At 71.9% G+C, this 13,105-nt stretch carries 14 protein-coding genes; 4 read left to right on the top strand and 10 right to left on the bottom strand.

Annotation, left to right across the window (positions count from 1 at the left end):
* Positions 1-12: 12 nt before the first annotated feature.
* From PSR1_RS05995 to PSR1_RS05950, 10 genes are all read right to left on the bottom strand, one after another.
* Positions 13-1,041 (bottom strand): AMIN domain-containing protein, encoded by a 1,029-nt coding sequence (locus PSR1_RS05995; RefSeq protein WP_237757839.1) that lies wholly within the window; start codon positions 1,039-1,041, stop codon positions 13-15.
* Positions 1,038-1,571, bottom strand: a complete 534-nt coding sequence (locus PSR1_RS05990; protein ID WP_059436712.1) for a pilus assembly protein PilP — start codon at positions 1,569-1,571, stop codon at positions 1,038-1,040. The genes PSR1_RS05995 and PSR1_RS05990 overlap by 4 nt, the downstream gene beginning before the upstream one ends.
* Positions 1,568-2,197 carry a type 4a pilus biogenesis protein PilO gene (locus PSR1_RS05985; RefSeq protein WP_059436711.1) on the bottom strand — a complete coding sequence of 210 codons (630 nt, stop codon included), beginning with the start codon at positions 2,195-2,197 and terminating at the stop codon, positions 1,568-1,570. Before PSR1_RS05985 ends, PSR1_RS05990 begins: the two co-directional genes overlap by 4 nt.
* A 6-nt stretch (positions 2,198-2,203) precedes the next feature.
* Positions 2,204-2,785 (bottom strand): PilN domain-containing protein, encoded by a 582-nt coding sequence (locus PSR1_RS05980; protein WP_059436710.1) that lies wholly within the window; start codon positions 2,783-2,785, stop codon positions 2,204-2,206.
* 2 nt (positions 2,786-2,787) lie between these two features.
* Entirely contained in the window at positions 2,788-3,846 is a 1,059-nt protein-coding gene (gene pilM / locus PSR1_RS05975) for a type IV pilus assembly protein PilM (protein WP_059436709.1), read from the bottom strand.
* A 99-nt stretch (positions 3,847-3,945) separates the two neighbouring features.
* Positions 3,946-4,215, bottom strand: coding sequence for a helix-turn-helix transcriptional regulator (locus PSR1_RS05970; RefSeq protein ID WP_059436708.1), 270 nt, complete (start codon positions 4,213-4,215; stop codon positions 3,946-3,948).
* 168 nt (positions 4,216-4,383) lie between these two features.
* Entirely contained in the window at positions 4,384-5,754 is a 1,371-nt protein-coding gene (locus PSR1_RS05965) for a sigma-54 dependent transcriptional regulator (RefSeq protein ID WP_059436707.1), read from the bottom strand.
* Between the two features lie 9 nt (positions 5,755-5,763).
* A complete protein-coding gene (locus tag PSR1_RS05960; protein ID WP_237757838.1) occupies positions 5,764-6,876 on the bottom strand; it encodes a sensor histidine kinase in 1,113 nt (370 codons plus the stop codon).
* A 12-nt stretch (positions 6,877-6,888) separates the two neighbouring features.
* Positions 6,889-7,776, bottom strand: a complete 888-nt coding sequence (locus PSR1_RS05955; protein WP_237757837.1) for an A24 family peptidase — start codon at positions 7,774-7,776, stop codon at positions 6,889-6,891.
* 14 nt (positions 7,777-7,790) lie between these two features.
* Positions 7,791-8,747: an ABC transporter ATP-binding protein gene (locus PSR1_RS05950; RefSeq protein WP_059436704.1), complete on the bottom strand. Its 957-nt coding sequence runs from the start codon at positions 8,745-8,747 to the stop codon at positions 7,791-7,793.
* A 257-nt stretch (positions 8,748-9,004) separates the two neighbouring features.
* Between PSR1_RS05950 and PSR1_RS05945 the strand changes: the two genes are divergently transcribed.
* The 4 genes from PSR1_RS05945 (at position 9,005) to PSR1_RS05930 (ending at position 13,058) form a co-directional block, all read left to right on the top strand.
* Positions 9,005-9,583 (top strand): type IV pilin protein, encoded by a 579-nt coding sequence (locus tag PSR1_RS05945; RefSeq protein WP_059436703.1) that lies wholly within the window; start codon positions 9,005-9,007, stop codon positions 9,581-9,583.
* A 105-nt stretch (positions 9,584-9,688) separates the two neighbouring features.
* Positions 9,689-10,573: a tetratricopeptide repeat protein gene (locus PSR1_RS05940; protein ID WP_237757836.1), complete on the top strand. Its 885-nt coding sequence runs from the start codon at positions 9,689-9,691 to the stop codon at positions 10,571-10,573.
* A complete protein-coding gene (locus PSR1_RS05935) occupies positions 10,570-11,328 on the top strand; it encodes an ABC transporter permease (RefSeq protein WP_237757835.1) in 759 nt (252 codons plus the stop codon). Before PSR1_RS05940 ends, PSR1_RS05935 begins: the two co-directional genes overlap by 4 nt.
* Entirely contained in the window at positions 11,325-13,058 is a 1,734-nt protein-coding gene (locus PSR1_RS05930) for a tetratricopeptide repeat protein (protein ID WP_082100158.1), read from the top strand. The genes PSR1_RS05935 and PSR1_RS05930 overlap by 4 nt, the downstream gene beginning before the upstream one ends.
* Positions 13,059-13,105 lie beyond the last annotated feature (47 nt).

The raw sequence follows: 13,105 nt of genomic DNA, 5'->3' as shown, positions 1-13,105 counted from the left end.
CGCCGTCCAGCGTCAGCACCACCGTGCGCGCGTCGGCCGCGAGATGACGAACGGCGCCTTGCCGGAGATGTCGATGCGGGCGCCGCCGCCGGCGCTCGCGAAGCGGACGTCGCCGATGCGCGCCAGCCCGGGGGCCGCGGGCGCCGCCGCCGGGGCGGCGGGCTCGGCGCGGGGCGCCGGCGCGGCCTTGCGCGCCGGCTCGGCCGACGCCAGCGCGGCGCCGGAGGTGACCACGGCCACGCCGCCGGGCACGCGCCTCACTTCGTACTTCGGGAGGGCGCCGGACGCGTCGAGCACCACGCGCACCTTGCCGTCGTCGCGGCCGAAGCGAACCTGCGAGAACGCGCCGCGCACCTTGACCGGCGCGCGCGGCGCGCCGGAGACGCCATGGACGTCGATGGCGAGGCGGGCGGGATCGCGCAGCTCGAGGATCTCGAGGCGGCCGGCCTGGCCGTCGGTCGCGATGACCAGCTGGCCGGCGGCGGCGCGGACGCCGGTGATGCGCGTGGCGGTGCCGGCCGGGCCCTCGTCCACGCGGTGCGCGACCAGGTGATCGTCGCCCGAAGGCGAAGGCGCGGCCGCGGCCGCGGGGGCCGGGGACGGCGCCTTCGGCGCGGAGGCGGTCGCCGCGGCGGGGACGCCCGCGGCCTCGGCCTCCAGCACCCGCACCACCACCGCGTCGCCCCGCGGCGCCACGTCGTAGCGGCGCGCGCCGTCGAGCGCGATGATCACGCGGCCGACCGCGCTCCGCTCGTCCTTGTACTGCGCGGTGCTCACCGCGAGCACGCCGGCCTTGCCGACCTGGATGGGCGAGCTCACCCCGGACACGTCGGCGCCGGCCAGGTCCACCACCAGCCGCGGCGGGTCCTGGAGCTTGAACACCGAGTAGGACGGAGCGCGCGAGCCGCGGATCTCGAGCTCGAGGGCACCCTCGCGCTGCCCGACCTCGATCCCCCGGATCACGTTCGGCTCGGCTGCCGAAGCGGCGCTGATCGCGCCCCACAGGAGCAGGCCGACGATGGGCTTCAGGCGGGAAGTCATGGGAGCTGCTCCTCGAGGTTGAGCGCCGCTTCCTTCGGGAGGCGGAGCACGGTCTGGGTTCGGTCACGGGTCCCGTCGGCGCGCAGGGCGAACTCGGTCACCACGACCTCGCCGCTCCGGACCGTCGCGACCGTGCCGCCGTTCTTTCCGAGGCAGGCGCCGCGGCGCACCGCGTAGCCGACGCCCGACGGCGCCTCGACCATGGCGACCGGGTCTTCGAGGCCGGTGATCACGGCGACAAGCTTGAGCTGATCGAGCTCGTACTTCCCGAGCGGCGTGGCGCAACGGGTCTGCAGACCCGGCCCGGCCTGGCTCACGTCCGCCAGGAAGCTCCGGAACGGGTCGCGCTTGCCGACCGAGGAGTAGACCCAGTCATCGGCCTTGGCGGCCTGGACCTCGGGCTTGACCTCCGGGGTCACGGCGGTGGCAGCAGGCTTCTTCGGCGCGGCGGCGCGCTTGGGCGCCGAGCCGCCGCAAGCCGCGGCGAGCAGCGCGCACGCGAGGAGCGCTGGGAGGTGGCGCGGGCTCACTTGGCGCCCCCCTTCTTCGGCGCTGCGGTCGCGGCCTTGGTCTCGACGAACATGAAGGTGGTCGCGAGGAACTTGCCGTTCAGCAGCATCTTGCCGTTCACGTCCTTGGGGCCGTCGAGCACGATGTCGGTGACGTTGACGATGCGCTGCATCCGCCCGAGCGCGTCGAAGAACGTCGCGATCTCGTGGAAGCTTCCGGTGACGGACATCGGGATGGGGATGCGCGCGTAGAACCGCTCGGTGGACACGGGCCGCGGCTCGATGGTCCCGATCTCCAGGCCCGCCTTCTGCGCACGATCCTGGAGGAGCTGCAGCAGCTCGTCGATCTTCTTGTCCTCGGGGAGCTCCGCGAGCGCCTGCCGCAGGCGCTCCTCGAGCAGCTCCTTCTCGCGCCTGAACTGGTTCAGGTTGTTCGCGATGGACGTCTTCTCGATGTACTCGCGGTCCAGCCTGGCCTGGTCGGTCTTCGCCCTCGCGATGCGCGTCTCCACCTCGGAGATGGACGGCCCGAAGGTCGCCGACATGGCGAAGTAGTTGAGCGCGGTGACCGCGATGACGATCGCCGCGACGGTCCCGACCTTCGCGGCGGTCGAGGCCCTGGCGATGTTCTCGATGAGCTTTTCCATGGCCGCCTACTTCTTCCCCGGGGTGGGCGCCGCCACGGCCGGCACGCCCGGATAGACCACGTTCGCAGAGAGCGCGAACTCCACCAGCCGGAAGGCCTTGTCCGTCTTCGCGCTCGTCTTCTTCAGCTCCACGTCCTTGAAGTAGGGGGAGCCCTTCAGCGCGGTCATGAACTCCGAGACCTCGTCGATGCTGGCCGCCGTGCCGGTGAACGCGAGCGCGTCGCCCTTCTGCTCGAGCTTGGTGAGCCAGAGTCGCTTCGGCGTGACCTGCGCGAGCTGGTCGAGCATCTTGACCGGCCCGGTGCGGCCGGCCTTGAGCCGATCCAGCACCTCGAGCTTCTCTCGGAGCTGCGCCTGCTGCTCCTTGATGTCCTTCACCTCGCCGATGATCCGGTCGAGCTGGGCGATGTCCGCCTTGGTCCGCTTCACCTGCGCTTCGCGCGCGGCGAGGTCCGCCGACCGGGAGGCGGCCCACAGGTAATTGCCCACGAGGCCGCCGACGATCACGACCGCGAGCAGCACGAGCTGCTGCTTGCCGGCCTCCTTCTTCTTGGAAACCCGGACCGGGAGCAGGTTTATCCGGATCATGGCTACTTGTCTCCGGCGCGGCGGAGGGCGAGGCCGACGCTCACCGCGGCTGCGGGAGCGGCCGCGAGGATCGACGCGGGGTCGAACCTGCGGTTGTCGATCTCGATGTTCTTGAACGGGTTCAGCACCTCGACCGGCGCGCCGGCGCGCGCCTCGATGGCCTTGAACAGCGCCGGGATCCGCGCCGTCCCACCGGACAGGTAGACCCTGCCGATCGTCGCCCCGCCCGACGTGGAGGCGAAGAAGTCGAGCGACCGCTGGACCTCGCCTGCGAGCTGGTCGGCGACGCCCTGGATGACCCGCTCCACCTCCTGCGGGATCACCGCGTCGGACTCGCCCTGCCCGCCCACCTTCAGCGCCTCGGCCTCGTCGTAGGAGACGTTCAGCTGCTTCTGGATCTCCTCGGTGAAGGCGTTGCCGCCCATGGTGATGTCGCGCGTGAAGGTGGTGATCCCGTGCGCCACGACGTTCACGTTCGTGACCGCGGCGCCCACGTTGATGAGCACCACCGTCTCGTCCGGGGACCCGTCGTAGTTCACCTCGAACGCGTTCTGGACGGCGAACGCATCGACGTCCACCACGGTCGCGGTGAGCCCCGCCTCCGCGCAGACCGAGGTGTAGTCGTTGATCATGTCCTTCTTGGCGGCGACCAGCAGCACGTCCATCTGCCCGGCGGCGTCACCCTCGGGCGTCAGGATCTGCGTGTCGATGTTGACGTCCTTGATGTCGAACGGGATGTACTGCTCCGCCTCCCACTGGATGGACTCGTCGAGCTCTTCCTGCGACATGCGCGGGAGCGAGATCTTCTTGATGATCACGGAGTGACCGCGGACGCCGATGGCGACTTCCTTCGCCTTCACCTTCTGGCGCCCCAGGACCTCCTGCACCGCCTGCACGATGGCGGAGGAGTTCATCAGCGCCCCGTCCACGATGGCCTCGGGCGGCAGCGGCGCCGTCGCGAACGCCTCGAGCGTCCAGCCGCCCCGCTTCTCGCGGAGCTGCACGAGCTTCACGCTCGAGGAGCCGATGTCGAGGCCGACGGCGAGCTTCTTCTTCGCCATGGCGATCCCTTCACGAGAGGCGCGGGCGACCGCACCCGCGCCCCGTCTCGAGCGGTTTCGCGCCGCAGCGCGAGGTCAGGGTGAACGATCGAGCGGGGCTCACGAGAGGCGCCCCCCGGGGCTGGGGCCGAACACCTTGCGCCGATCCGACGGCGTGAGGCCGAGCGCGAGGATGATCTTCCGCTTGGTGTCGACGCGGCACTCGAGGCCGTGCTCGATGCGCGTCACGGTGAGCGGCGAGACGCCCGCCTTGCGGGCGAGCTCGGCCTTCGTGAGGAGCTGCTCCTCTCGGAGCCGCTGCACGTTGTTGGGCGCGCGCCGCGCGGGCTTCGCGGGCGGCGTCCGGGCGCTGGGCGAACGGTCGGCCATGCGGGGGCCACGCTATGCGATCGCCCCCCGAAGGATCAAGAAAGGCGCCTGCGCGGATATCCGCGGTTGTAGGCGACCGAGCGCTACTTGAGGGGAACTGATGCCTAGTTATGCGTCATACGGGCGGTGGAGGAGCGGGCGGGCGCACGGCCGGCGCCTCGGTGAGGCCTATCCGACCCCGTACTCCTTGATCTTGTAGAGGAGCGCCCCGTACGAGAGCTCGAGCAGCTCGGCGGCGCGCGTGCGGTTCCCGCCTGTCCGCTCCAGCGCCGCGCGGATGAGCCGCTCCTCCAGCGCGCGGGTAGCTCGCTTCACCGAGAGCGAGCCGTCGCCGGTGTCCGCCGCGGCAGTCGCGTGCGCCCGCGCGCGCACCGCCTCGGGCAGGTCCTCCTCCCTCAGCACCGGGCCGTCGGCGAGCACCACGGCCCGCTCGACCGCATGCTCGAGCTCGCGCACGTTTCCGGGCCAGCCGTGGGCGAGCAGCGCCGCGCGGGCCTCGTCGGACAGCGTCAAGCCGGGCAGCTCCGGGCGGAGGTGGCGGAACCGGGCCAGGAAGTGATCCAGCAGCGCGGGGACGTCCTCACGACGCTCCCGGAGCGGCGGGAGACGTACCCCCACCACGTCGAGGCGCCAGTACAGGTCCTCCCGGAACCGGCCCGCCGCCACGGCGGCGCGGAGGTCGACCGCGGTCGCGGCGACGACGCGAACGTCCACCCGGCGGCTGCGGGTGTCGCCGACGGGCCGCACCTCCTCCTCCTGGAGGAACCGCAACAGCTTCACCTGCAGGCCCAGGGGCAGCTCGCCGATCTCGTCGAGGAACAGCGTGCCGCCGTCGGCCTCCGCCGCGAGCCCCTTCTTCGCGCGCACCGCGTCGGTGAACGCGCCCTTCACGTGGCCGAACAGCTCCGACTCGAGGAGCTCCGATGGGATGGCCCCGCAGTTGACCGCGACGAACGGGAGGGCGGCCCGGGGTGAGAGCTGGTGGATCGCGCGCGCGACCAGCTCCTTGCCGGTGCCCGACTCGCCCTGCACCAGGACCGTGGTCTTCTGCTGCGCGATCTTCCGGATCTGCCGGGACACCTCCCGCATCGCCTCGGAGGCGCCCACCATGTGCTCCGGGCTGTACCCCGCCGACAGCTCGGTCCGCAGGCGCCGGTTCTCGCGCGCCAGCCGCTCCCGCTCCTCCGCCTTCCGGAGCACGAGCACGACCTCGTCCGGCTTGAACGGCTTCTGGAGGTAGTCGTAGGCGCCCGCCTTCATCGCCTCGATGGCCGCGTCGTGGGCGCCGTACGCGCTCATCACGATGACCATCAGCTCGGGCGCGGTACGCTGGATCTCGCGCAGCAGCGCCAGGCCGCCCATCCCGGGCATACGCACGTCGGTGAGCACCAGGTCGTAGTCGCGGGCGGCCAGCTCCTTCAGCGCCTCCTCGCCGGTGCCCACGGCGCGGGGGTCGTACCCGTGGTCCACCAGGATCACGGAGAGCAGGTGCCGGATGGAGGCCTCGTCGTCGACGACGAGGATGTTGCGCAGGCCCACGGCGCGACTCTAGCACGGGCCCGGGCGCGGTCCCCCGCGCCGGAGGCGCAGGCGGAACACGGCGCCGCCGCTCACCCCGACGCCGGCGGAGATCGAGCCGCCCATCGCCTCCATCAGGCCATGGCTCACGGACAGCCCGAGCCCGGTGCCGGCGCCCGGCGGCTTCGTGGTGAAGAACGGATCGAAGATCCGCGGCAGGTCCTCCGCCGCGATGCCGGGCCCGTCGTCGGCGACCTCCACCTCGACCGCATCCTCCACCTCGCGGGCGGCGACGCGGAGCGTCCCGCGTCCCCCCATGGCGTCGCCCGCGTTCAGGAACAGGTTGAGGAAGACCTGCGCGAGCCGCGCCTCGTCCGCCAGCACCGGCGGCAGCCCCGGCGGCAGGTCCACGTCGGCGCGCACCTGCCGGAGCCGCGCCTGCACGCGCGCGAGCCGCAGCGCCGCGTCCACCGGCCCGGACAGGGCGATGGGCGCGACCGCCGGCGCCGTGGGACGCGCCAGCTCCAGGAGGTCGCGCACGATGGCGTCGATGCGCCCCGCCTCCACCGCGATCCGTGCCACCAGATCCTCCGCCTGCGCGGTCTCTCCTGCGCGGATGCGGCCGCCGGCCAGCTCCGCGTAGCCGGCGATCGCGCCGAGCGGGTTCCCGACCTCGTGCGCCACGCCGGAGGCGAGCCGCCCCACCGCCGCGAGCTGCTCGGATCGGAGCCACGACGCGCGCGCCTCCGCGAGCGCCCGGTTCGCGCCCTCCAGCTCCTCGATCTTCGCGGCCAGGCGCGCGCGCTCCTCCGCGAGCGCCTCCGCCACCCGCTCGAACGCCACGGCCGCACGCGCGAGCGAGCGGTCCTCCGGCTCGCCCGGCGGCGCGAGCACCGGGAGCCCCCCGCCGGCGTCGCCGAGCCTCTGCGCCGACGCGAGGAGCCGCCCGACGGGCCGGGCCACCGAGCGTCCCAGCAGCACCAGCCCCACGACGATCACGGCCGCCGCAGCAGCGGCTGCAAGGAGCGCGAGCCTCGCGGGACCGAGCACGCCGCGCGCTGCGGGCGGAACGCCCAGCGCAAGGAGGAGCACCGCGCCGGCGGCCGCCGCGGCGACGAGGTCGAGCAGGAGCACCAGGCCCACGCGCCGCACGGATCACCGGAACAGCTGGAGAGACGGGACCCCGCGCACGATGACGTCCGCGAGATAGAGCCACTCCAGCGCCCCCGCAGCCAGGAACGGGCCGAACGGGACGGCGTTCCGGGGCGGGACCCAGTCGTCGGCGCTGGCGAGCGCGGCGGGATCGCCCGGCGCGGATGCGGCCGGCGGGCCGGGCGGCTCCACCGGCTCCTGCGGACCGGGCTGGCCCTTGCCGAGCGCGATCAGCACCAGTCCCACCACGCTCCCCTGCACGGAGGCGAGCAGCACGACGGGGAGCAGCGCCCCCACGCCGAGCCAGGCGCCGATCCCCGCCAGCAGCCAAACGTCGCCGAACCCGAGCGCCTCCTTGTGCAGCACCTTCTCCCCGAGCACCGAGATCACCGCGAACGCACCGAAGCCGACCGCGGCCCCGATCGCGGCGCCCTGCAGCGTCGCCGGACCGAGCCCGGCCGCCGAGGCGAGGAGGCCGGTCCCGATCAGCGGCCAGGTGAGCGCGTGCGGCAGCAGCCAGGTGTCGAGGTCGATCGCGGCGAGCGCCACCAGGAGGCAGACCAGCACCAGCTCTGCCAGCGCGGCCGCGCCGAGCCCGTGTCGCGCCCACTCCAGCAGCGCGACGCCCGCGACGAGCGCCTCGACCAGCGGGTACCGGATCGAGATCGGCGCGCCGCAGCTCCGGCACCGCGCGCGCAGCGCGAGCCAGGAAACCACCGGCACGTTGTCGTACCAGGCGATGGGCTTCCTGCAGCGCGGGCAGCGCGAGCCCGGCGAGACGATCGACTCGCCCGCGGGGACGCGCGCGATGACGACGTTGAGGAAGCTGCCCACCACGCCGCCGACCAGCGCCACCCAGGCCGCGATCAGGCCCGCGGGGACGCCGGGCATGGCCGGATCCATGCCTACGCACCCCCGGCGGCGGCCCTCGGCTCCGGCTCGGCGCCGTGGACCTCGGCCAGGCGGCGGACGAAGAAGTCCTCGAGCGTGTCGCGGTGCGGGGTGAGCGCGATCACCTTGCCACCCGCGCGCACCACCGCGCTCACCGCCGCGTCGGCGGCGAGCGCGTCGTCGAACACCACCGTGAGGCGGTCGCCGTCGGCGCGCAGGAGCTTCCCGTGCGACAGCGCCTCGCGGGCTGCGGCAGGAACCGCCGCGGTCAGCTCCACCGCGCGCACGTTCCCGGAGAGCAGCTCGTCGATGCGCCCCACGTCCCGCAGCTTGCCGCGCAGGATCACGCCGACGCGATCGCAGAGGCTCTCGACGTCCGGCAGGATGTGCGTCGAGAAGAACACCGTCTTGCCGCGCCGCTTCAGCTCCAGGATGAGGTCGCGCACGTCCTTTCGGCCCACCGGGTCGAGGCCGCTCATCGGCTCGTCCAGCACGACCAACGCCGGATCGCCCACCAGCGCCTGGGCGATGCCGAGCCGCTGCTGCATGCCCTTCGAGTACTTGCGGATCTGGCGATCGGCGGCCGCCGTCAACCCGACCAGCTCGAGCAGCTCGTCGCAGCGGCGGTCGCGCTCCGCGCCCGGGACGTCCGAGAGCTTCGCGAAGAAGCGCAGCGCCTCGCGTCCGGTGAGGAACTCGTAGTAGGCGGGGTGCTCCGGGAGATAGCCGATGCGCGCCTTGGCGCGCCGGCTGGGGATGGGGTCGTCGAAGATCGAGGCCCGCCCGCTGGTCGGGTAGATGAGGCCCATCAGCATCTTGATGGTGGTGGTCTTCCCGGCGCCGTTCGGGCCCACGAACCCGAAGATCTCCCCGGGGACGACCTCGAGATCCAGCGCATCCACCGCGGTGACCTTGCGCGCGAGCAGGCCCACCTCGAAGACCTTCGTCAGCTTCTCCGTCTTCAGGATCATCGCCGCGGATGATCGGCGGGCCACCGGCCGGTGTCAAAGGGACGGGCGCCGGGCCGGTGACGAAAAACGTCACCCGACCCGGGCCGGGCGCCGCGTTCCGTCACTGCGGGTTTCGGCCGTCCATGTCGGATCGGGTGTTTGCGAACGCCCGGCCGCTGGCACCCCCGATGCTAGGCAGCCCCTCTGCCGGGCGGTCGTCAGAGCCCGGTCCGCGGGGCCGCGAGGCTCACACCGCGGCCCACATCTCCGGAGGTCTCATGAAGAAGGCTGCCAAGGGCTTCACCCTCATCGAGCTCATGATCGTCGTCGCGATCATCGGGATCCTCGCCGCGATCGCCATCCCGAACTTCCTCCGCTACCAGCTCCGCGCGAAGTTCAGCGAGCTGCGCGAGAACGTGAACAGCGTCTTCAAGTCGGAGGAGGCGCTGCGACAGACGGAGCGGACGAATGGGCAGTACATGGCCCTCGCCGCGCTCCCGGACGGCTGCAGCCCCGGCACCGCGAAGAACCCCTGGGTCGCCGCTGACATGACCGAAGCCGCGAAGATCGACTGGTCGGTCGAGGGCGCAACCTACGGGTGCTATCACGTCGCCACGACCGCCGAGACCTCGGGCACCACCGGCCTGCACCTGACCGTGTGGGCCCTCTCGGACATCGACGGGAATGCGTCCCAGGGTTGCGTCTACCTGTTCAAGCCCACGCTGGGGAGCGACGGCAACCCGGCCACGGGCGGGAGCACGGCTGCGGGCTGCCCGACCTCCGTCGCATTCCCGACGGCGAGCGACGGCACCATCCCCTTCGGCCAGCCAATCGTGCAGGACGAAACGATCTTCTAGTCGCCGACTTGTCTCGGGCAGCGCCCCCGGTCATCATGGGGGCGCTGCCTCTTCTGTTTCCCTGACCCCTCTATCGTGGCGCGGCGCGCGTTCGCTCACCTCTGCTTGGCGGTCGCCCTCGGCCTGCTGATGGTCGTGGCGGCATCTCGCATCGAGGTTGCCCAGCAGCGCCCGTACGACATCCTCTACGTCCCGCGCCCGGCGGCGTTGCGGCTTGGGTCGGTGGGACATCCCACGCTGGCCGCGAACCTCTGGTGGCTGAAGGCGGTCCAGTACATGGGCGAGCCTCGGGCAGCCGAGCGCGGGTGGGACCGTCTCTTTCCCGCCCTCGACCTGATCACCGATCTCGACCCGCAGCACGGCTACGTATACCAGGTGGGCGGCAACGTGCTCGCCAGCGAGGGCCGCGTCGGCGAATCTAACGCGCTCCTGGAGAAGGGCGTCCGGAACGTGCCGGATCGCTACATCATCCCATTCCACCGTGCGGTGAACGCGTTCCTGTACGAGGGCGACTACGCGGCCGCCGCGCGCTGGTTCGAGGTCGCCTCGCGCCGCCCCAACGCGCCGGCGCACCTAGCGGAGTACGTCTCTGCGATGTACGTGAAGGGTGATGCGCCGGAGGCAGCCGTCAGGTTCCTCACCCATCTGTATGAGCGCGCGGAAGACGACGAGTCACGAAAGGCGCTCCGGAAGCAGCTCGATCAGGCGGTGCTGGAGCGCGACGCCGCGTTGCTCGAGGATGCTGCGCACGTGTTCGAGGGGCGCCACGGCTTCCCGCCGGTCGCGCTCGCGCAGCTCGAGCACGACGGGCTGGTCACCGGCATCCCACCGGATCCGTTCGGCGGGTCGTATTTCCTCGATCCCGATGGGCGCGTCCGTTCGTCGGTGAGCGCACGTCGCCTGGCGCCGCCACCGACGAAGGACGAGCAGCGCGCCCTCCTGCGGCGGCAGCAGTTGATGATCCACTCGGCAGAAGGGAGCGTGCGGTGAAGGTGCTCGCCATGGCGCAGGTGACGCTGCAGGAGGCGCTCCGGCGCAAGCTTCAGGTGAACCTCCTGCTGTTCGCGCTGCTGCTGGTCGTGGTCAGCTCGCTCGCCTCGCAGCTCACGGTGGGCTACACGCATCGGATCGCGGCTGATCTCGGCCTGACCGCGATGGAGTTGATGGGGTCCCTGACGGCCGTGTTCCTGGGCGCGACGACGATCGCGGGCGACGTGGAGCGGCGTGTCGTGTACCCCGTGGTCGCGAAGCCGATGTCTCGCGCGCAATACCTCGTCGGCCGCTACCTGGGGCTCGCGGCGACCCTCTGGCTGAACATGCTGGTCATGGCCGTCTGTCTGGCGGCGCTCCTGTGTCTCGATGCCGGCTCGCTCTCTCCCATCGACCGGCCGCTTCTCGGTGCGTTCCTCATGATGGGGGTGCAGTTCCTGGTGGTGGCCGCGGTGGCCGTCCTGTTCTCGTCGTTGACGACGCCGACGCTCGCCGCGATCTTCTCGCTCGCCGTCACCATCGCGGGACACCTGTCGAACGACCTCCGCACGCTCTGGGAAGGCGCTGGGTCTGGAGTGGGCAAGGCGCTCTGGTACGTCCTGCCCAATCTCTCCGCGCTCTCGCTCAACGCGGAGGTCATCTACCGCGAGGCCCCGCCGGCCTCGGTCTGGCTCGCGAGCGCGTACGCGCTGCTCTACACCGGCGCGATGCTCTCGCTCGCGGCGGCTGCCTTCGAGCGCCGGGACTTCCGGTGACGCACGCCGGCGGCCCCACGCCGGGCGCTCGCATCGACGGGATCAGCCGGTCTTCCGCCCACGTCGCGGCCCTCGCCGCGGTGATCCTGCTCGGCCTCGCCGCCTACGCGAACGCCTGGCGCGGGGCCTTCGTCTTCGACGACGTGGATCACGTCCGCGACAACCCCATCCTTCGGGACGCCTCGGCCTTTGGCTGGAACGGCCCCGGCTGGCGCGAGCTCCCCAACCGCAGCGTGGCCTACCTGTCCTTCACGCTGAACTACCGCCTCGGCGGCAGCGATCCAACCGCGTATCACGGGGCGAACATCGCAATCCACCTGTTCACATCGACGCTGGTGTACGCGCTGGTGATCGCCGCGTTCCGAGCGCCGCGGCTCGCGCCGTCGGCCCTGGCGCCGCACGCGAGCACGGTGGCTCTCGTCGCCGCGGCCCTCTTCGTCTCCCACCCGCTGCAGACGCAGGCCGTCACCTACATCGTTCAGCGGATGACTTCACTGACAGCGCTCTTCTACGTCGGCGCTGTGGTTCTCTACGCGCGCTGGCGACTGATGGACGCTGCCCGGCACCGCTGGGGGCGCCGGGCCGTGTACGCCGGCGTGCTCGCGTGCGCGGTGCTCGCCATGAGGACGAAGGAGATCGCGTTCACGCTCCCGTTCGCGGTCACCCTGTACGAGATCACGTTCTTCGAACCGGACGGCCGGCGGCTGCGGCGCCTCTGGCCCATCCTCGCCACAGCGGCGATCGTTCCGCTCACGGTCCTCCTTGCCGTACGAGGTATTCCCGGCGGCGAGGACGTGGCGACCACGGCGCTCGCCGCCACGCGCGTGCAGACCGACCTCGGCCGCCTCGAGTACTTCCTCACGCAGGTGCCGGTGGTGGTCACGTACCTGTTCCTGCTGCTCATGCCCGTCGGGCAGAACGTCGACCACGACTACCCGATCTACCGGTCGTTCCTAGCCCCCGAGGTTCTCTCCGCGATAGCGGTCCTCGCCGCCATCGGGTGCGCCGGGGCGTGGGCGTACGCACGGACCTCCGCCCGGGCGCGCAGGCCGGCGGATCCCGCGGCCCGGCTGGTGGGGTTCTGCGTCGCGTGGTGGTTCGTCGCGCTCGCGGTCGAATCAACCATCATCCCCATCGTGGACGTGATCAACGAGCACCGCGTCTACCTGCCCTCGGTCGGCTTCTTCGTCGCCGCCGCCGTCGGGATCCTGCTCGCCGCGCGCCGGGCGGTCGGGGTGGAAGTCGCGCCGCGTGCCGCCGCCCTGGCAGGAATCGGCCTCGCCTGCGTGCTCGCTGCTGCCACCCTCGCCCGTAACCGGGTCTGGGCGAGCGACGTCGCGCTCTGGACCGATGCGGCCGCGAAGTCTCCGAACAAGATGCGGCCGAACCTGAACCTCGGAACCGCGCTGGTCGAGGTGCGGCGCTTCCGTGAGGCCGAGGCTCCGCTGCGGCGGGCGGCGGAGCTCGATGCCACGTCGGCGATTCCGCACGTGCAGCTCGCGGGCGTCCTGCTGACGCAGCGACGCGGCGCCGAAGCGGAGGCCGAGCTGCGCGAGGCGATCCGGCTCGATCCCCGAGACCCGGAAGCGATCTTCAACCTGGCGGTGCTGCTGTCGAGCTCGAACCGGCCCGCGGATGCGCGGCCGCTCTTCGCCCGCTTCCTCGAGATCGCTCCCGACTCCTACGCGCGGGCGCGGCGCATCGCCGCCGATCGCCTCGCCCGTCCCTGAGCCGCGCGGGCGCCGCGCGCCGCGGGCGTGCGACTCCCACATGCAAA

Source organism: Anaeromyxobacter sp. PSR-1, assembly GCF_000964525.1.
Classification (GTDB): domain Bacteria; phylum Myxococcota; class Myxococcia; order Myxococcales; family Anaeromyxobacteraceae; genus Anaeromyxobacter.
This window is presented reverse-complemented; position numbering and strand designations above follow the sequence as displayed.